Source organism: Pseudonocardia ailaonensis (assembly GCF_039531635.1).
In the GTDB taxonomy this organism is placed as follows: domain Bacteria; phylum Actinomycetota; class Actinomycetes; order Mycobacteriales; family Pseudonocardiaceae; genus Pseudonocardia; species Pseudonocardia ailaonensis.
Window position 1 is genome coordinate 1 of the sequence record NZ_BAAAQK010000033.1, and the last position, 18,778, is coordinate 18,778.

The 18,778-nt window shown below is 72.1% G+C and carries 13 protein-coding genes and 3 pseudogenes; 6 read left to right on the forward strand and 10 right to left on the reverse strand.

Annotated features, from left to right (window positions below):
• Together ABD324_RS36250 and ABD324_RS36255 are read left to right on the forward strand one after the other, a co-directional pair.
• Positions 1–246: pseudogene (locus ABD324_RS36250) on the forward strand (transposase); the annotation flags it as partial.
• A gap of 7 nt (positions 247–253) precedes the next feature.
• A pseudogene (locus ABD324_RS36255) lies at positions 254–571 on the forward strand (integrase core domain-containing protein); the annotation flags it as partial.
• On the opposite strand, the gene ABD324_RS37455 reads toward ABD324_RS36255, so the two are convergent.
• Positions 526–855 carry a leucine zipper domain-containing protein gene (locus tag ABD324_RS37455; RefSeq protein WP_425565983.1) on the reverse strand — a complete coding sequence of 110 codons (330 nt, stop codon included), beginning with the start codon at positions 853–855 and terminating at the stop codon, positions 526–528. The pseudogene ABD324_RS36255 and the gene ABD324_RS37455 sit on opposite strands and share 46 nt — an antisense overlap.
• A gap of 90 nt (positions 856–945) precedes the next feature.
• Complete coding sequence (locus tag ABD324_RS36265; protein ID WP_344428145.1) at positions 946–1,353, reverse strand: GntR family transcriptional regulator; 408 nt, start codon at positions 1,351–1,353, stop codon at positions 946–948.
• A gap of 998 nt (positions 1,354–2,351) precedes the next feature.
• Here ABD324_RS36265 and ABD324_RS36270 point away from each other — a divergent pair.
• From ABD324_RS36270 to ABD324_RS36280, 3 genes are all read left to right on the forward strand, one after another.
• Positions 2,352–3,662: an acyl-CoA dehydrogenase family protein gene (locus ABD324_RS36270; RefSeq protein WP_344428147.1), complete on the forward strand. Its 1,311-nt coding sequence runs from the start codon at positions 2,352–2,354 to the stop codon at positions 3,660–3,662.
• Between the two features lie 89 nt (positions 3,663–3,751).
• Positions 3,752–4,201, forward strand: coding sequence for an RrF2 family transcriptional regulator (locus tag ABD324_RS36275; RefSeq protein ID WP_344428150.1), 450 nt, complete (start codon positions 3,752–3,754; stop codon positions 4,199–4,201).
• 67 nt (positions 4,202–4,268) lie between these two features.
• The gene (locus ABD324_RS36280) at positions 4,269–5,579 is read left to right on the forward strand and encodes an acyl-CoA dehydrogenase family protein (RefSeq protein WP_344428153.1); all 1,311 of its coding nucleotides are present in this window, start codon (positions 4,269–4,271) and stop codon (positions 5,577–5,579) included.
• 377 nt (positions 5,580–5,956) lie between these two features.
• On the opposite strand, the pseudogene ABD324_RS36285 reads toward ABD324_RS36280, so the two are convergent.
• Positions 5,957–6,529 (reverse strand): annotated as a pseudogene (locus ABD324_RS36285) (DNA alkylation repair protein).
• A 23-nt stretch (positions 6,530–6,552) separates the two neighbouring features.
• Entirely contained in the window at positions 6,553–6,882 is a 330-nt protein-coding gene (locus ABD324_RS36290; RefSeq protein ID WP_344428156.1) for a PASTA domain-containing protein, read from the reverse strand.
• Between the two features lie 106 nt (positions 6,883–6,988).
• Here ABD324_RS36290 and ABD324_RS36295 point away from each other — a divergent pair, with 106 nt between their 5' ends.
• Entirely contained in the window at positions 6,989–7,822 is an 834-nt protein-coding gene (locus ABD324_RS36295) for a DUF1206 domain-containing protein (protein WP_344428158.1), read from the forward strand.
• Between the two features lie 96 nt (positions 7,823–7,918).
• Here the strand turns inward: ABD324_RS36295 and ABD324_RS36300 are convergent, their stop codons facing one another.
• From ABD324_RS36300 to ABD324_RS36325, 6 genes are all read right to left on the reverse strand, one after another.
• Positions 7,919–10,384, reverse strand: a complete 2,466-nt coding sequence (locus ABD324_RS36300) for a LuxR C-terminal-related transcriptional regulator (protein ID WP_344428161.1) — start codon at positions 10,382–10,384, stop codon at positions 7,919–7,921.
• Positions 10,385–10,411: 27 nt separating this feature from the next.
• Positions 10,412–11,662, reverse strand: coding sequence for a DUF4397 domain-containing protein (locus tag ABD324_RS36305; protein ID WP_344428164.1), 1,251 nt, complete (start codon positions 11,660–11,662; stop codon positions 10,412–10,414).
• 23 nt (positions 11,663–11,685) lie between these two features.
• Entirely contained in the window at positions 11,686–14,571 is a 2,886-nt protein-coding gene (locus tag ABD324_RS36310) for a hypothetical protein (RefSeq protein ID WP_344428167.1), read from the reverse strand.
• 122 nt (positions 14,572–14,693) lie between these two features.
• Entirely contained in the window at positions 14,694–15,104 is a 411-nt protein-coding gene (locus ABD324_RS36315; RefSeq protein ID WP_344428170.1) for a hypothetical protein, read from the reverse strand.
• Between the two features lie 390 nt (positions 15,105–15,494).
• Positions 15,495–17,861 (reverse strand): FdhF/YdeP family oxidoreductase, encoded by a 2,367-nt coding sequence (locus ABD324_RS36320; RefSeq protein WP_344428173.1) that lies wholly within the window; start codon positions 17,859–17,861, stop codon positions 15,495–15,497.
• Between the two features lie 186 nt (positions 17,862–18,047).
• A partial coding sequence (locus ABD324_RS36325) for a TIGR03557 family F420-dependent LLM class oxidoreductase (protein ID WP_344428176.1) occupies positions 18,048–18,778 on the reverse strand: 731 nt, incomplete at its 5' end.

Below are 18,778 nucleotides of genomic sequence, written 5' to 3' on the forward strand. Positions count from 1 at the left end.
GCGACCCGACCCACAGCCGAACAACCCACCGCCGCTTGACAAACATAGGAGCGTCCAACGGGCTGCTACGCCAGTACCTTCCCGAAGGGCACGGACCTCTCACGCTGGTCCGCCGAAGATCTCGAAGCCGTCGCTCTCGCGCTCAACAACAGACCCCGCAAGAGCCTCGAGTGGAAGACCCCCGCCGAGGTGTTCGACGAGCAGCTACGCTCACTCCAACAACCCGGTGTTGCAACGACCGATTGAACCCAGGCAGTTCACGTCGGTGCGATACGGCGAGCGGCTCGCCGAGATCGGCGCGGTCCCCTTGATCGGCTCGGTCGGGGACTCGTTCGACAACGCCCTGGCCGAGACCGTGAACGGCTACTACAAGGCCGAACTGATCCGCGGGCCCGCCAAGGACGGACCGTGGAAGACCGTCGAGGACGTCGAACTCGCCACACTGGGCTGGGTGCACTGGCACAACACCACCCGGCTGCACGGCTACCTCCACGACCGGCCACCGGCCGAGTACGAGCAGGCGTTCTACGCTGCCCAACAGGACGACCGTGAGACAGTCGAAATCCTATGAGCCGGGCCTCCATCAGACCCAGGGCGAGTCAGGGTGCGTCGCGGGCTGCGATGCGGACGCGAGGAGCGCTCGTGCAGGCCGGCCTCACCGGCAACCTGCCAGCGGGTATGCCATTTGTGCAGACTCTGGCGCGAGATCCCCGCCTCGGCCGCGATATGGGCCTTCGGGCGACCCCGATCGACACGCAGACACAACCGCCGCTTCCCCTCGATGGTCAGCGGGACATTACGGTGCGACACGAGGACCTCCAGGGACGACGGCGTGGGTGCCTTCAGCAGCTCCACACCTCGCCCGGAGGTCCTCCCTATTTCAAGATCATTCGATTGGGCGTGTCACCCCGCCCACCGCGTCACCAACCTCCATAGGTGGGACATCTAGTCGGCGTCGGGAAGTCGGTCGGGATCGGTGAGCAGGCCCGCGCGGGCGGCCCTGCGGAGGATCTCGGCGACGTCGAACGCGCCCAGTGAGGTCCTGTCGGAGACCAACACCCCGGAACCCTGCGGGCCGGTGACGAGTCCGTCGCGGGCGAGCTGAGAGATCGCCGACTGGACCGTCATCCGGGCGACCCCGAAGCGGATGGCCAGCGGCTGCCGGAGGGCAGCTTGGTTCCGGGCTCGGCTTCCCGCACCGCGGTGTAGAAGCGCAGAGCGATCTGGCGGTACGGCGGTACGGCTCGAGTTCGGGTCGAGGCCGTCGAGTTCGTCCAGCATGGGGCGGGCGCTACTGAGGGCGGGGTGGTCTCCGTGGCGGTTTGCCGCAACTGGCGGAGCGATGGCCGTCATCGGGCCGTCATCGTGCCGACGGCTGGCGTGTCGGTGGCCCGCGATAACGTCCCTGACGACCACGATGCAGGACAAAGCCCCGGTCGCGTGACCATTGAGGGTCAGGGGCTTCCGGGGCTATTCGTAACCAGGATACACGGACTTGGCGCGACGTGGCACCTCTCGGTTCCGGCGACGACGTGAGAATAGTGATGACCGAGCCTGAGCCCTGGATCGAGGAATGGCTGTCTGTGCCGCGGTTCGCCGTGCACCTCGCCGACGCCGCCCGGGGTCGGCGCTCGCTCGGTACCAATGGAACGCCGAGGTTACCGCCGCCTTCCACCGTGACCTCGGGCACCTCGAGGTAGGGCTCCGCAACGCTTGCGACCGTGCCCTGTCCCATCGGGACGGCCTACGCAACCGCGTTGCTCATCATGAGCCGCTCCTTCGCATCCGGCTGGCTGAGCGCCATTCGGACGTCCTCGCCCTCGCCGGGCTCCTCGCCGCGCCGCTCCGGGACCACATCGCGACCCATACCTCGGTGCCGGGCCTGTTGGCCGTTCGTCCATAACGGATGGTTCTGGATCGCGACTCGTCCTTCAGAGGACCGCAGACTCGACGAGATCATCGCTGCCGTGAGTATCTGAGAGGACATCTGGGTCCGGGTCTCGCAGGACGGCAGGGACACCTCGTCCGTCTGGGGGTAAGCGGCACGAAGCCGAGTTGCCGCCCGATCGTCGGTGCGGAGAGCGTCGGCAGCGACAAGAGGCTTGGGCGGCCCGATCGATGTCCCGGTCTCTCATCGCTGACGCAGTGCGCTGACTCTGGCGAGGCCTCTCAGGGCGGCGTTCTAGTGCGTGAGGCGCTGGTCGCAGAGTGGCAACAGTTTGCAATCGGTCTGCAACGAGGCAAAAACGCATGTGAAATACCGATTAGACAGAGTCTCGCCTGTCAGCGGGCCCGCTGCGCAGTCCGTTCACCTCCGATACCACATCACTCTCACCGCACCTGGAGCGTTGATGACCATCAACTTCACGATGTCCGACGAGCAGAAGAAGTTGCAGTACGACGTGCGTGCCTTCTCTGAGAACGTGTTGAAGCCAGTCGTGGCGGAGGCGGACGCGGAGCCGGACCCGCTCAAGGGTTTCCAGATGACCAAGCCCGCCTACATCGAGGCGTACAAGGCCGGGATCGCGATGTGTATGCTCCCAGCCGAGTACGGCGGCGGTGGGGTCTCCTGTGTCGATCTGGTGATCGCGGCCGAGGAGATCTGCGTCGTCGACCCCGGGTTCGCCTGCACCGTGCTGTGCAACGGTCTCGGGCTGATGCCGGTTGCCTGGTACGGCACGGAGGAGCAGAAGGCGAAGTTCCTGGGTGCGGCGACCTCCGACGCGACCGGTGAGTACCTCGGTGGCTGGACCGCGAGCGAGCCGCCCGGCAACCCGTCCGGGACCGCGAACTTCGACATCCCGCTTCCCCGACCGGCAGGCGTCGGCCTCACGGCCGTCCTCGACGGCGACCACTACGTGGTCAACGGTCGGAAGTACTGGCCCTCGTCCGCCGGGTGGGACGAGCGCGGTGTCAACGCGGGCACCTTGATCGTCCGAACCGACTCCGAGGCAGGCGGCACCTCCGGGCTCTCCGCGCTCGTCCTGGAGCGGGACACCCCCGGTGTCACCTACAGGCACCTCGACAAGACCGGTCACCGTCTCGCGTCGAACGCGGAGATCGTGTTCGACAACGCCCGGATCCCGGCGGCGAACCTCCTGCCCGGTGCGGCGGGCAACGGCGACCTGGTGATCAACCGCAACTTCGCGTGGTCCGGTCCGGTCGCGGCGATCGCCGCGGTCGGGATGGCGCGAGCCGCGTACGAGATGGCCTTGGACTTCGCCAAGGGCAACACCGCCGGTGCCTTGAAGCCGATCATGGGCTTCCAGAACGTCGGTTACGTGCTGGGCGACGTCGCCGCGAAGATCGAGATGGGCCGCTACTTCTCGTGGCGTGCGGCGGACTACCTGGACAAGCACGACCAGCACGCCGAGCTGGTCGGGGCGATGAACAAGATCCAGGTCACCGAGCTGATGTTCGACTGCGTCTTCAAGTGCATGCAGATCGTCGGGGTGAACAGCCTGGAGACCAAGAACGGCTTCGGCAAGATCCTGCGCGAGGCTTCTGTCCTGCCGATCTACGACGGCGGCAACATGGGGATGCAGCGTCGTCGAGTGCACGGCATCCTGGCCGACCCGATGTTCAACCCGCGGGCGATCATGGAGGACGACTACGTGAAGTTCGAGAAGCACCACGAGGCGATCGGCACCATCGTCGCCTGAGCCGAGACCTGGGCCGGCCCGGTGACGCCCCGCCGGGCCGGCCCGCCTTCGGGTAAATTCGGGCCCGTCCCGAACGAGACGAGCCGACTTTGAGACATACCAACCACGCGGACTACGCACTGCGGGTTCTGCTGTACCTGCGAGTCGCGCCGGGAAGGCGGGGCTCGGTCGGAGACATCGCGACCGCGCACCACATCTCGCGGCATCACCTGGACAAGGTCGTCACCGGACTCGCCGACGCCGGGCTCGTCGAGACCAGCCGTGGGCGGGGCGGGGGAGTGGCGCTCGTGCGGGATCCTGCGTCGATCACGCTCGGCGAGATCATGCGGACGATGGAGAACGACTACGCGGTCGTCGAATGCCTCGGCCCTGCACGTTTCTGCCGTGTCGCGGGCGTCTGCGGTGCTCGTAACGTCTTCGCCCGGGCACTGGACGCCTACTTCGCGGTACTCGACGATGCCACTCTCGAGGACCTCGCCGACAACGACCTCGGTCTCCGCGGCGCGCTAGGCCTGATCGGCGGCGCAGCCGGTCAGTGAACCGACCTGCCCGGCCACGACGAGGTGCTCCCGGTGGGACCCACCACGTCATGCGCGAAGGGACATCGTGGCCGTCGACTTCGACCTCACCGACCAGCAGCGCGCGCTGAAACGCACCGCACGCGAGTTCGCCCGTGAGGTCCTCCGGCCTGCCGTCGAGTCGGCCGATCGCCTGGCCGACGCGCACGAGGCCTTCCGGTCGATGAAGCCCGTGTACGAGCAGGCGGCGGACCTCGGCATGACGACGATGTTCCTGCCCAAGGAGTACGGCGGCGGGGGAGCGTCGAACGTCGATTTCCTGATCGCGATCGAGGAGCTCTGCTCGGTCGACCCCGGCTTCCCTACGATCCTGCTGGTCAACGGGCTCGCCCTGATGCCCGTGCTGTGGCACGGGACCGAGGCGCAACGCGAGAAATGGCTCGGCCGAGCGACGGGCTCGGACCGCGGAGACTTCCTCGCCGGCTGGGCCGTCAGCGAACGAGGCGGCACCGCCAACTTCGACCATCCCAGTCCGCGGGCTGGCATTCAGCTGCTCGCCGACCTCGACGAATCGGCCGGGGAGTACGTGCTCAGCGGGGAGAAGCACTGGCCCTGCAACTCCGGTGGTTGGGACCTCCAGGGCGCCGACATGAGTGTCTGCGTGGCCCGAACGCGGCGCTCGGGGGGTGGCACGGAAGCTCTCAGTGCCATCATCGTCGAGCGCGGCACTCGGGATGTCACCTACGAGTCGATCGACAAGATGGCCCACCGCACGTGCCAGAACGTCACCATGACCTTCCGTGGAGCTCGGGTGCCCGCCGAGAATCTGCTGTGCCCTGGTGACGGCGACCTGCTCGTCAACCGCAACTTCACGTGGTCCGGGCCCATCGCCGCCATCGCGTCGGTTGGCGTGGCCCGCGGGGCGTACGAGTTCGCGCTCAAGTGGGCGAAGTCCTACACCGGCGGCGGGTCGGGCCCCATCATCGAACATCAAGCTGTCGGGCACCTCCTCACGGAGATCGCTGCCAAGATCGAAGCCGGCCGGTACTTCTGCTGGAAGGCCGCCCACTACATGGACACCCACCCGGCGGGCGGGCACGCCATAGGCGCGATGAACAAGACGTACTGTGGGGACCTTATGCAGAGTGTCGTGTTCGACTGCATGCGGCTCGTCGGCGTCAATGCACTCGACCGCCGCTTTCCCCTCGCCAGGCTGTACCGCGAGGCGGCTGTCTTCCCCCTCTACGACGCGGGCAACCTGGGAATGCAGCGACGCCGCGCATGGGGCGTGATGGCCGACCGCGGGTTCACCCCGGACACCTTCGTCGACGGGGACGACCTTCCGTTCACCAAGGCGATGGAGGGATTCGGCGTTCTAGGCGACGGAGGCCGCCGCTGACCAGCCCTGCCCGGTGGGCTGGCGAAGTCCGGATTGAGGATCTTGAGACTATCCGGTCGACTCAGGCGCTCAGGGGATCAAACGGGGTGCGAAACGGTGGTGCCCAGTGAGGCCAGGGTCAACCGGTGCGCGCGCCGCTGAGCATGTTTGTGCTGGTAGAGAACACAGGCCGTAACGATTGGATACCTTCCAAACTAGCTACGCGGGTTCGATTCCCGTCGCCCGCTCCACCTCTGACCTGCACCGTTGTGAAATTCCAGTCCATCTCGGACGGTTCCTGTGGTGCGAAAGTGACAGGTGGTCGGTGCTCCCTCCGGCCTCACCTGCCGACTATCTCCACGGCTGGCAGGCCCTGGCCGGGCTGCCTGGGCGACGTGTCAGCCCTCCCGGCGCCGGACCAACTCGGCGATCCACACGGGGCGTAGGGCGAGGTGCAGTTCGGTGGGGTGGGGTAGTCCTCGAGAACCCGCAGGCGTTCCCCGATGGCGAGGGCTCGGGCCCGGTGCTCGGCGTGGTCGATGCCGAGCTGGGTCAGACAGTGGTTCATCGCCCACTGCAGTCGGTCCGGCGCGGCCTTCATCGACGCCTCGATGCCGTCGAGCAGCGAGGGCAGGTCGAGGCCCTCGGGTCGCTTGGCCACCCGGTCCACGGTCAGTGCCCAGCCCGCGTTCGCGACGACGGGATCCGGATCGGCGAACCAGGTCTGCCTGAGGACCTCGGCGTGCGCCGATTTACGGACGACGTTGGCCAGGAGCCAGTCGTGGACCTTGGTGGCCCAGAGGTCCTCGACCAGGTCCTGGCGTCGGCCCCAGCCGCTTCGCGAGAGCACGAAGCGCGGTGAGGTTCACGCCGTGGTCGTCGCCGTGGCGCTCGTTGACCGCACGGATCCTCGGATCCTCGAGCCCGGCGAGCTCGTCCCGAATATCGGAGATGTCGGTTCCTGTCGCCATGCGGGCAGCCTACGGCTGTCGGTTCAGATCGACGGGTCCCGCGGGTCCTCGTCACGGGTCAGGGTGCCGACGGCGGTGACGTCGGTATCGGGGAGGTCGTGGGATGCGCCGGGCCCGGGCGCGGTGACGGGGTCCGGAACCAGCGGCGGGGGGCCGCCGGGGGCGATCGTCACCGTGACGGTGCTGCCCGGCTCGACCCCGAAGCCTGCCTTCGGGTCCTGGTCGGTGACGGGGGCACCGGTGGTGACCAGGTCCTCGGTCTCGCTGACGACCACGACCCCGCGATCGGCGCCGAGCGTCACCGCCTCGGCGCCGCTGAGTCCGACCAGGGCGGGAACGACGGTGTCGCTCATGGTGCCTCCGCTTCGCCGCGCTGCCATCGAGTGATCGGACTACCCGTCCCGGGGCTCGCCCACGCCTTCCACGGCCCGATCGGTGATCGTGTGGCAGCGTTCGGGGGTGCTCACCCCTCTGCGGCGCCTGCGGCGGTCCGTCCGGGCCGGACGGTCCGACGCGCCCGGCCCCGCGATCGACGTGCTCGGCCGGGTCGGCCTGGTGTCCTACGGGCTGGTGCACCTCGTCGTAGCGTGGCTCGCTGTGCAGATCGCGGTGGGCGCGCCGGAGCGGCCGGCGGACGCGCAGGGTGCGGTGGCGGAGATCGCCGCGTCCGGGGTGGGTGTCGTGGGGCTCGTGGTGGTCGCGGTCGGTCTCGTCGCCTTTGCGGTGTGGCAGCTGACCGCAGCCTGGCTGGGCTTTCGCTGGGTCTCCGGGGGCGAGCGGCGGCGCAAGCGGGTCGGTGCGGTCGCCAAGGCGGTCGCGATGCTCGCTCTCGCCGGGGTGACGGCGACGTTCCTGGTCTCGGGCCGGCGGTCGGGTGACCAGGGCGCGCGCGAGGCGGTCGCCGACGTCCTCGTGCTCCCCGCCGGACGGCTGCTGGTGCTGCTCGGCGGGGTCGTGATCGGGACCGTGGCGGTGACGATGACGTACACGGGGGTGCGGCGGACGTTCATGGGGGATCTGGACCTGCGCCGGGTTTCGGTCGTCGTGCGCCGCCTGATCGAGGCCATCGGGGTGCTCGGTCACCTCGCGCGGGCGCTGGCGCTCGCCATGGTCGGGGTGCTGGTGGTCACCGCGGCGGTGGCGTCGGACGCCGGGCGGGCCGGCGGGCTCGACGCCGCTTTGCGGGCGCTGGGGGAGACCCCACTGGGGCCGGCGCTGCTGGTCGTCGTCGCGGTGGGGTTCGGGGCCTTCGGCCTGTACTGCCTGGCCGACGCCGCGCTGCGCCGGGCCTGAGTGAAGGGGGGTTCGTCCCTCCGGTGGTCACCCCGACAGATCGGCGGCCAGCGCGATCCGGACCTTGCGCCGCGATCGGGGTCCGCGTCGCGTCGCTCACCCGGTGCCGTCGGCGTCCTCCAGGGCCACGGCCAGCTGACCCCGCCCGTGTACCCCGAGCTTCGGGTAGGCGTTGGCGAGATGGGACTCGACCGTCCGCACCGAGACGACGAGCTGACGGGCGATCGTCTGGTTCTCCAGGCCCTCCGCGGCGAGCCGGACGATCTGCTCCTCACGCCGGGTCAGGAACGGGGCGGGCAGCTCCTGAAGTGCCGGGGTGCGGGGACCGCCGCAGGACCGGGCGAGGGCGGCTGCGCGCATGGCGGCGGAGTCGGCGGCGCGGCCGGTCGCGGCGCGGGCTGCCTGGGCCATCGCCTCGGCGGCCAGGAGCTGGGCGCCGTTGTTCTCGAACTCCTCGGCGACGTCGCGCAGGCGGGTGTGTTCGCCGCGGTGCGCGGCCGAGGCGTGGCGGGCATAGGCCTGGATCCCGGCCGCTCCGGTTCGTTCGGCCAGTCGCGCCAGACGCGGTGCGACGAGATCGGCGCCGCCGAAGCGCACGACCGTGTGGAGCGCGTCGGCCTGGAGGGCCGGGGCGGCGGAGGCCAGTGCCGCTGCTCGCAGAGCGATCCCGACGGCGATGGTGTGTCGCTGTTCAGCGGCATGGATCCATGCGACGGCGAGCATCCGGGCGACGGCGTCGCGTTGCCGTGGACGTGTGCGGCGCAGCAGGTTCCGGGCGGTCCGGGCCTCGCCGAGCTCGGCCCGGGTCGCGGCGAGCTGCGCGCCGGCGAGACCACCGACCCCGAGCGGGTCGCCGGTCCCGCCCGGCTCTCCGAACCTGTGCAGTGATTCCTCGAGCAGCGCGGCCGCGGACAGGAGCCGACCCGCTGCCCGTTCCGCGCCCGCGCGGACCAGGGCCGCGACGGCGTCGGCGGCGGAAGCCGGCCGGCCGAGGATCTCGTCGTGCAGTCGTTCGGCCGATCGGGCCGCGTCGGCGATGCGGCCGTGGACCCGTAGTGCCAGTCCTTCCGCCCAGGAGCCGAGGAGATAGCCGGTCAGGGCCTCGGTGGTGTGGGCAGCGGGATCCGGTGGCCGGAAACCGGTGACGAGCCGGGCGAGGCAGGCGTCGACGATGGCGTGGGTGGCGTCGGCCATGGGGCCGGTCAGGCCGTCGGCGAGTCCGGCGGCGCCGTCGAGGTCCCCCGCCGCCAGCGCGATCAGGGCCCGGCCCGCGGCCTGTGTCGGATGGCCCTCGAGGAGCGTGGCGGCCTCAGCGGTCCGGTCCTGCCGCAGGCCGAGATCGAGGGCGCGGACCAGCGCCGACGAGGCAGGCTCGGGGTCGGCGGGCGGGGGTAGCGGAGCTGCGGCCCACCGCTGCGCCTCGGCCAGGACGGCCTGCGAGTCGCCCACACCGTCCGCCGCGTGGGCGAACCGCGCGGCCTCGGCGTGACGTCCTTGGGCCAGGGCGAGGCCGGCGGCCTCCGCGGCGCGCTCCGCCGGGAGCTCGTCGACGGTGCCGGGTGGGTGCCGAACCAGGTCGGCGGCACTGCGGCGGTCGGGCGGGCCGAACACCTGCGCCACGAGGCGGTCGGCGCGGGCGGCAGTCAGCCGGGTGCGCGCCACCGCGGCCGTCACCGGGTCCCGGGTCCGCACGATGTCGCCCTCGACCCGGACGACTCCGCGGTCCTCGAGCTCGTCGGGGCCGTCGTGGCCGGTGATCCCCAGCAGGACGGGCAAGGGGATCGGCTCGACCAGGGCGACGACATCGAGAGCACGCCGGGCCGCGGCGCCCAGCACGGCCACCCGGGCGCTCACGATCTCGCCGAGCCGCTCCGAGGGTGCCATCGGCCCGGTCCACCAGTGCAGGCCGCGGTACGTGGCGATCCGGCCGCTGCGCAGCCCCTCCTCGAGGATCTCGACGAGGTGCAGCGGCAGCCCGCTCCCCAGACCACGCAGATCCGCGCCGGTGCGGCTGTCCACCGGCCCTCCGAGCACGGAGCCGATCAGCTGGTCGGTCTGCCGGCGGGACAGGGGGTCGAGCGCGACGCGAAGGGCCTTGCCGTCCTTCCAGAGCCCGCTGAACGGGTCCGGGTGGGCGGTGTCGACGCAGAGCAGGGTGACGGCCCTCCCGGTCAAGGCCACCTGGCTCAGGACGGTCACCGAGAGCGGGTCGAGGAGATGTGCGTCGTCGACGACCAGCAGCGGGAGGCCGCCCGTCCGATCTCCGAGGGCGTACTCGGCATGCTGGATCAGCCCGAACTCGCCGCCCGCATTGTCGAGGGGCGGGATCAGCGGGGCCAGTGCGCCGAGCGGGAACCGACCGGCTGCGGACGTGCCGTACGCCCACCGGATCGGCCCGTCCCGGTCCCCGACGGCGGTGCAGATCTCCTGGGCGAGGCGGGTGCGTCCCGAGCCCGCGGGCCCGGCGAGGACGACCGACCGGGAGGCGAGGGCCTCAGCGGCCCGGTCGCGTTCGGCCGTCCTGCCCACCAGCAGGGGCGCCTGCCGGGTTTCCACTGTCACGGGTTCCGTCCTCCCTCCGCCCGGTCGTCAGGCGTGCATGACGGTGAGTAGCTCCGCCCGCACCAGGACATTCGACAGGTAGCGGCCGGCGGATCGATCAAGTGTCCCGCCGCAGGTCACGAGGGTCAGGCGGGAGAGTGGCGTCGGTCCGAAGACCTGGTCGGTGGGGAAGGCGTCCTTGTCGACGGTCGTCACGTCCGTGACGGCGAAGACGGCGGTGGTGCCGTCCGCGCGGGTGACCTCGACGGTGTCCCCGGCGGTGAGCGTCCGGAGCGCGGTGAACGCGCCGGCACGGTGACCGAGGTCCACGTGGGCGGCCAGCACGGCCGGCCCGGGGTCGCCGGGTACGGCGCCGTCGCGGAACCAGCCGATGTCGTTCGCGCTGTCCGGGACCTGCATCGCCCCGGCCGGGTCCAGCCCGAGTGAGGTGAGCCGCTGGTCGACGCCCAGCTTCGGGATCCTGACCGCCGTCGGGGTCTCGGTCGCCCGCGCCGCGGTGACCGGGACAGCCGTGCCGCCGGTCTCCACACCGCCGGCAGGCACGATCGTCGCGCCGACCGAGTCGCGGTGCAGCTCGGCGCGGAAGCCGCCGGAGCCGTCGTCGAGCAGCAGGACGGAGTAGGTGCTGCCGGGGCTGACGGTGGCGGGCACGGTCTGCGGCGTCCGCCCGGGTGCGGTGACGTCGAGGGTCCAGGCCCCGCCGGGAACCGCCCGGTACTCGCCCGTCGAGGCGAACGGGAGCCCGGTGACCAGCGACGGCCCGCCCGCGACGGCCACGTCGGTGCGGGTGGCCGAGGCCGCGGCGTTGACGATCCGGATGTTCGCGGTCCCCGGGGCCGGGGCCCTCAGGTCGTCATCGAGGACCTTCAGCCCCAGGCCGGCGTAGGGGCCGGTGCCCGCGACGGTGTACGCCTGGTCGGGCTGCGCGGCAAGGGTGGTGGCGATGATCGGCGGGCCGTCGGCTGCCGCCCCGGCCCGGCGCATCGCGACGGTGTACTCGCCCGTGGGCAGCGAGCGGTAGGTCGAGACGTCGCCGTAGGCCACGCCGCGCTCGACGAGCTGGGGGCCGCCGCCCTGCGGTGAGAGGTAGACGTCGACCCGCGGGGTGTCGGGGGACAGGTGCGCGAGCCGCACGAAGGCGGTGCCCGGAGCGGGCGCCGCCGGGGCCGGGGCCGCGGCGGCGGGCGTCGCCAGCACGAGCGCGAGTACGGCGGCCAGGACGAGCCCGGCGCCCGACCCGACGGCGAGCAAGGTCTTCCGGATACGCGCTCCGGTCATGGGAGGTCTCCGTCCGTGCGGTCTCATCGCGGCGAGAGTCGGTAGTGGATGGTCAGGCCGTCGGGTGTGGATCCGATGTCGTCGGGCCGGTAGGGGGGCAGCTGCCCGGCGAGCCAGCGCCGGGCGACCTCGCCGCGGTCGGTGCCGGAGACGGGGGAGCCGTCGACGGCGCTGATCACGGCGGTGCGCCGCGGCGCGTCGGCCGGTTCCCCGTCCGCCGGCGGGAAGGCGTAGACCGTGATCGGATGGTCGGCCGCGAGGGCGACGAGCGTGGCCACGAGTCGGGGATCGAGCGGCGCACCCCGCTCCGCGGCCGGGCCGAACCGCAGGCGGTCGTTGCCGGTCAGGGTGGGCGCCGCCGGCTGTCCGGGATCGGCGGTGCGGATCTCGGACGCGGGGGTACCGGGCCCGGCTCCGAACGCGGCCAGCAGGCGCCCCGGACCGTCGACGGTCACGGCGGAACCGTTGAGCCGCAACGGATCCATCCCGGCGGCGACGAGCCGGGCCGCGGCCAGCGGCGGTGCCGCCACCGTGGTGCCGGGTGCGAGCTCGGCGGAGACCCAGGCAGCCAAGCGGTCTCCTCCGGGCGGTGCGACGGCGGCGCCGACGACAGGGCCGGTGGCCGCGGCGATCCCGACCAGGGCGGCGAGGCCCATGGCGCGCAGCCGCGCAGGCCGGGTGACCACCACCTGGGCCAGGGAGCCGGCCAGCACGGCCGCGGTCGGCACCGCGATGGCCAGCAGGGTCACCGAGGACGACCCGGGGACCAGCGCCGCGGCGGCCGCCGCTGCGGCCCCGGTGGCGACGGGCCGCAGCCCGCGGAGCCCGAACCACACCACGGACGCGATCACCAGGACGGCGGCGGCGAGGAGGACCGCCACCACCGGTGCGGGCGAGGGACCGGGGCGGACGGTGAGCACGGCCGTCGTCAGGGCCCCGGCGGCGAGCAGCCCGGCCCCGATCCGGGCGACGACGGGCTTGATCTCGGCTCCCACCTGGCCTCGCGCGGTCGCGTGCGCGGCGAAGGCCAGGATCACGACGAGGACCGGTGGCGCCGTGACGACGGCGACCAGCGCGGCCATCGCGGCGGCGATCCGGCCGCCGGGTCCGAAGCCGACCAGCACGACCGCGAGGACGAGCCAGAACGCCGCGAGCGCGCCGGGCCCGGCCGTCGTCGCGAGCGGGCTCAGCAGCAGCGGAGCGCCGGCCAGCAGGACCGTGAGGCACGCGGCCGCCGGCGGGGCACCGAGGCGCCTCACGATCGGCCAGACCAGCAGGGCGGTCGCCACCACCGCGAGCACCGTCACGATGCGAGCCCCGGCCAGCGGGTCGGGCCCGCTCCCGACGACCAGCTGCAGCGCCGCGCTCTGCAGGGCCGCGAGCCGGTCGGGGAGGTCGGCGGCCGCACCGCCGGGGAAGGGCGTCCGCACCGCGGCCGCAGCGGCCGCCGCGAGCCCTTCGTCGGTCGTCGGCGGACGCTGGTCCGCGGCCTGTGCGGCGATCAGCCCGAGGATCCCGAGCGGGACGGCGGCCACGACCAGCCCCAGCAGTGGGCGCGGGGCGTCGGGGGCGCGGACCGGGACCGGGGTCCGGCGCGCCGCCGAGCGCAGCCGTCCACCCAGCAACCCGGCGAGCAGCACCCCGCCCAGCACCGGCAGGGCGAGGAAGGCGATCTGGACCACGCCGTCGACGGCCGCCGCGGTCTGCGCGGTGCGGGCGGCCTCCGCGATCCCGTGCAGGCGGCCGAGCACGCTCCCGACCAGCGCCGGCAGGACCTGCGGCAACGTCACGACGAAGGCCGCCACGAAGAACAGCAGGACCGGGAGCACCGCGACGACCCACAGCGCGATCAGCCTGCGGGTCGCGGGACGGAGGGCGGCGAGCGCCGGATCGGGGGCACGGCCGGGGACGAGGCTCGCCAGGACGGGCCGGACGTACATGAACAGGTCGGGGAGACCGAGCAGGTCGCTCAGGATGTAGTAGCCGTCGAGCCGGATCGAGGGCAGGAACTGCCGCAGGGTCTCGACGTGGAGGGTGATCAGGGCGACCAGCAGCCACGGCTGGCCCGTGCCGAGCCACGCGCCCGCGAGCAGCGCCATGACCAGCGCGTTGAAGTAGACGCCGCCGAGGTCGACGCGCAGCCGCCCGGCCCGCGAGAGCCGGTAGGAGTCGGTGACGGTGCTGAAGTAGGCCGGCCACACGAGGTAGATGCCGACGCCCATCGCGCCCGGCCGCGCCCCGCCGTAGCGGCAGGCAGCGACGTGCCCACACTCGTGCACGGCTCCGGCGGCCAGCATCACCGCGATCACGAGCAGCCCCAGCACGGGCCGGTCGACCAGCACGAGGGCGGACGGTCCGAGCTGGGCGATACCGCCGCCGGCCAGGGCGAGGACGTCGAGCCCGACGAACGCCGCGAGACCGAGCACCACCGCTACCGGCCGGAACGCCGGACGGAAGATGCCGGCTATCCGCCACGACACCTCGTCCGACACCAAGGGCAGCCGGAACCTCAACTGTAGCAACGGGTCCGGGCGCTCGGCGCGAACAGTGTCAGTGTCGTCGTCTCCGTCGATCAGGCCCGCGGGGGCCAAGCGGTGCTCGATGAGGTTCGCGACGTCGTCGGGGGCGACGGTCCGACCGGTCCGGCCCTCGAGCGCCGACGCGAGCTCGCCGTGGTCGCGGCGGCCGTCGATCAGGCCCGCGAGGCGGTAGAGGACGTCGGTCAGCTGGACGACCTGACCGTCGGCCCGGATCGCGAGGAACCGCGGTTCGCGGTAGCCGGAACCCTGGTAGCGCCCGACGAGCTCGATCCCGTCGGCGAGACGCGGTGCGGTCTCGATCGGCGTGTGCCCCAGCGATACCGGGACGGTCGGGGGATCGAGGGCGGGAGCGGGATCGGCCCGGGTCACGGGACCTCCCTGGACGAGGTGGCGGCGGGGGGACGCGGCGTCCCCGGGTCGTGCACGGGGACGCCGCGGAGTGCCGACGGGATGAGCCGGCGGTCATCCGGGCGTCAGGGACGCCCGATCACTCACTTGCCCCAGCGCGGCTGCCACTGGTTCCAGCCGTGGTGGTTCCCGCCGCCGGAGTGGCTCCAGCCGTTGCCGCCGTCGCCGCCGTCGCCGCCGGACCCACCGTGGGCGTCGCCGCCGGAGCTGCTGGCGTGCGCGTCGCCGCCGGAGCCGCCGTGCGCGGTGCCGTCGGCGCTCTGGTAGGCGTGGTTCTCACCGAAGTTGAGCGCGTTGATGTTCACACCGCCCAGGCCGAGGGCGCCGCCACCCGCGCCGCCGTTGGCAGTGGCGGGCCCGCCGCTGCCGCCGGTGGCGCTCCCGCCGTCCCCGCCGTAGCCGCCACTGCCCCCGAGGGTGGTCAGCAGGGTGCGGGCGGGAAGCAGCTCCACGCTCTCGTCCTCGAACCGGTGACCGAACGTCATGTCCGTCATCTCGTCCTCCGTTCATCGTCCCCGACGCGTCCGGCGGTGACCGGTACGGAAATGGGTCGGGGAGCTCCTGCGCCGGAGCGCACATCCCGCTCGATCGAGCCGGACACCACGAGCATGCCCCGATCGGGAGCGCTTGATTCACCCTTGTGGCGCTGACGTTTCCGGAGGGTGAACTACCTGGTTCGCCCGTCGGACCACGGAGGTTCCGGCACTCACTACGGAGGATCGTTGCCGGTGGAATCGGTTCGCGGTCCGATCCCTCGGGCCGCGAGAGACCGACGACGAGCGACGATCCCGCCGCTGCGATCGCGCGAGGGCGGACCGACGCCGGTGCGGCGCGGGCGGTTCGGGGGAAGTGCCGGCTGGGCGATGCTCCGGCCGATGGCCGGGTCAGGAGAGGTGGCGGACCTCGGGTCGGGACTTGTGGCGGTCGTCGGAGCCGACCGAGCCTTGTGCCCCTTCGGGATCGCACTCGCGTGAGCCCGCGGCGGTGAGCCGGACGACGATCGACTTCGACGCCGGCTGATTGCTGCCCGACGCCGTGTGGTCGAGGGGGACGAGCGGGTTGGTCTCGGGGTAGTAGGCGGCCGCGGTGCCACGGGGGACGTCGTACGGGACCAGCCGGAAGTCGCGGGCGCAACGCACGTGATCGTCGCCGTCCCAGTACGTGACGAGGTCGACGTGGTCGCCGTCGCGGTACCCGAGGGCGACGATGTCCTCGCGGTGGGCGAACACCACGCGCCGGCCGCCCTCGATGCCGCGGTAGCGGTCGGAGAGGCCGTAGATGGTGGTGTTGAACTGGTCGTGGCTGCGCAGGGTCTGCAGCAGCAGGTGCCCGTCGGGGACGTGCAGGACCTCGATCGGCGAGACGACCATCTCGGCGCGGCCGGAGTCGGTGTCGAAGGTGCGGGAGTCCCGCGGCGGGTGGGGCAGGACGAACCCGCCGGGGCGCCGTGCGTTGACCTCGTAGCTCTCGCAGCCGGGGACGACGCGGGAGATGTGGTCGCGGATGCGGCGGTAGTCCGCGCGCATTCCCGCCCAGTCGATGCCGTGCCGGTCGCCGAGGGTGGCCTCGGCGATGCCGGTGAGGATGGCGACCTCCGACCGCAGGTGCGGGCTCGCCGGGTCGAGGGGGCCGCGGGAGGCGTGCACCGAGCAGGTGGAGTCCTCCACGGTGACGAACTGGGATCCGGTGTCCTGGACGTCGAGCTCGGTGCGGCCCAGCGTCGGCAGGATCAGCATGGTCCGGCCGCCGTGCAGGTGCGAGCGGTTGAGCTTGGTGGAGATCTGCACGGTCAGCCGCGTGCTCTCCAGCGCCGCCGTCGTGACGTCGGTGTCCGGGGCGGCCTGCAGGAAGTTCCCGCCGAGCCCGACGAACACCGTCACCTTCCCGTCGCGCATCCCGCGGATGCTGTCGACGGTGTCGAAGCCGTGCTCGCGGGGCGGGTCGAACCCGAACTCGCGCTGCAGCGAGTCGAGGAAGCTCTGCGGCACCCGTTCCCAGATGCCCATCGTGCGGTCGCCCTGGACGTTGGAGTGCCCGCGGACGGGAAACAGCCCGGCGCCCGGCCTGCCGATGTTGCCCTGGGCGCACGCCAGGTTCACGAGCTCCTTGATGGTGGCGACGCCGTTGCGGTGCTGGGTCAGGCCCATCGCCCAGCAGAACACGGTCTTACGGGAGTCCCGCAGCATCTGAGCGGCGTCGGTGATCTGCGCGCGGGTCAGCCCCGTCGACGCCTCGACCTGCGTCCAGTCCAGGTGGGCGACGTGGTCGCACCAGGCGTCGAAGCCGGTGGTGTGCCGCTCGAGGAAGGGATGGTCGAGCGCGTCCCACTCGACGAGCAGCGCACCGAAGGCCTGGAACAGGGCGAGATCGCCGTTGACGCGGACCGGGAGGTGCAGGTCGGAGACCTTCGTGCCGCGCCCGACCACTCCCTTCGGCGTCTGCGGGTTCTTGAACCGCGTCAGGCCCGCCTCGTGCAGCGGGTTGATCGTGAGGATCCGGGCGCCGCTCTTCTTCGCGTTCTCCAGCTGGGTGAGCATGCGGGGGTGGTTGGTGCCGGGGTTCTGGCCGGCGATGACGATCAGGTCGGCGGAGAGCAGGTCCGGCAGGGTGACGCTGGCCTTGCCGATGCCGATGGACTCCTGCAGCGCGATGGATGTCGACTCGTGGCACATGTTCGAGCAGTCCGGCAGGTTGTTGGTGCCGAACGCGCGGGCGAAGAGCTGGTAGGTGAACGCGGCCTCGTTGGAGGCGCGGCCCGAGGTGTAGAAGGTGGCCTCGCCGGGCGAGTCGAGCCCGTTGAGCTCGCCCGCGACCAGACCGAACGCCTCGTCCCAGCCGATCGGCTCGTAGTGCGTGCCGCCCGGCCGGCGCACCATCGGGTGCGTGATGCGGCCCTGCTGGCCGAGCCAGTACTCCGAGTGGGAGTCGAGGTCGGCGACGCTGTGCGCGGTGAAGAACTCCGGCGTCGCGCGGTCCGTCGTCGCCTCCTCGGCGACGGCCTTCGCGCCGTTCTCGCAGAACTCCGCGATCGCGCGGTGCCCCGGATCGGGGTCCGGCCAGGCGCAGCTCATGCAGTCGAAGCCCTCGGCCTGGTTGAGCTCCAGCAGCGTCCGCGCCGTGCGGACCGGTCCCATCCGCTCCAGCCCGCGCTTGATCGACACGGCGACGGCGGTGGGGCCGGCCGCGTGGTCGTCCGGATCCCCGACCTGCAGATCGCGCTCGGAGTAGTCCTCGACCTGCCGCCGGCTCATCCGCCCGCCTCTTCTCGCCACCCGGACCAGGTTCCCGCTGCGGTGTCGGTCAACCCTCGGCGACGAGGTCGACCGGATACACCGTGGCCTCGCAGAACCGGGCGGTCCGTGGTCGTGCGGCAGCGGCTGACACGCAAGAGGTGACGGAGATCGGCCGGTCGACGGTGCCCTCGGTGGGGGTGGTGCTCAGGCCGGGGGCCGCACGGTGATCGCGGAGTCCTTGGGCTGCCCGTACTCCTCCCGCAGGGCGGGCAGGAGCGTGGTGCGGGCGAGGTCGAGATAGTCCGGCTGCATCTCCCCTCCGATCTCGACCAGCGCGACGTGGGTGAACCCGGCGTCGACGAACGGCCGGACGGCCTCGACATGGGCCGAGACGTCCGGGCCGCACGGGATCGCCGCGGCGACGTCCTCGCGGCGGACGAACTGCGTGGCGGCGTCGAAGCCGGCCGGGCCGGGGAGCTCGGCGTTGACCTTCCAGCCGCCGCCGAACCAGCGGAACAGGGAGTGGGCGCGGTCGGTGGCCGCGTCGGCGTCGGGACCCCAGCTGGTGGGTAGCTGGCCGATCTTCGGCAGCTCCGCGCCCGCGGCTGCGTCCCACCGTTCCACGAGACCGGATTCGGGTTCGACGGCGACCATCGCGTCGGCCACGGGGGCGTAGCGGTCGACGGACTGCGCGCCGGACACGGCGATGGCCAGGGGAACGCCGTGGTCGGGGAGGTCCCAGAGCTTGGCGGAGTCGACGCGGTAGTGCGGCCCCTCGTGGGTGACGTACCCGCCGTCGAGGAGCCGGCGGATGATCGTGACCGCCTCGTCGAGCATGTCCTGGCGGACGTCGGCGCTCGGCCACCCGCGGCCGACGACGTGCTCGTTGAGGTTCTCGCCGGACCCCAGCCCGAGGGTGAACCGGCCCTCGGACA

What these genes read in the sequence shown, in the direction of transcription:
- ABD324_RS36265 (WP_344428145.1), bottom strand. Translation starts at nt 1,353, where the DNA reads ATGACGGCCATCGCTCCGCCAGTTGCGGCAAACCGCCACGGAGACCAC.
- ABD324_RS36270 (WP_344428147.1), top strand. Translation starts at nt 2,352, where the DNA reads ATGACCATCAACTTCACGATGTCCGACGAGCAGAAGAAGTTGCAGTAC.
- ABD324_RS36290 (WP_344428156.1), bottom strand. Translation starts at nt 6,882, where the DNA reads ATGAGCGACACCGTCGTTCCCGCCCTGGTCGGACTCAGCGGCGCCGAG.
- ABD324_RS36305 (WP_344428164.1), bottom strand. Translation starts at nt 11,662, where the DNA reads ATGACCGGAGCGCGTATCCGGAAGACCTTGCTCGCCGTCGGGTCGGGC.
- ABD324_RS36315 (WP_344428170.1), bottom strand. Translation starts at nt 15,104, where the DNA reads ATGACGGACATGACGTTCGGTCACCGGTTCGAGGACGAGAGCGTGGAG.
- ABD324_RS36320 (WP_344428173.1), bottom strand. Translation starts at nt 17,861, where the DNA reads ATGAGCCGGCGGCAGGTCGAGGACTACTCCGAGCGCGATCTGCAGGTC.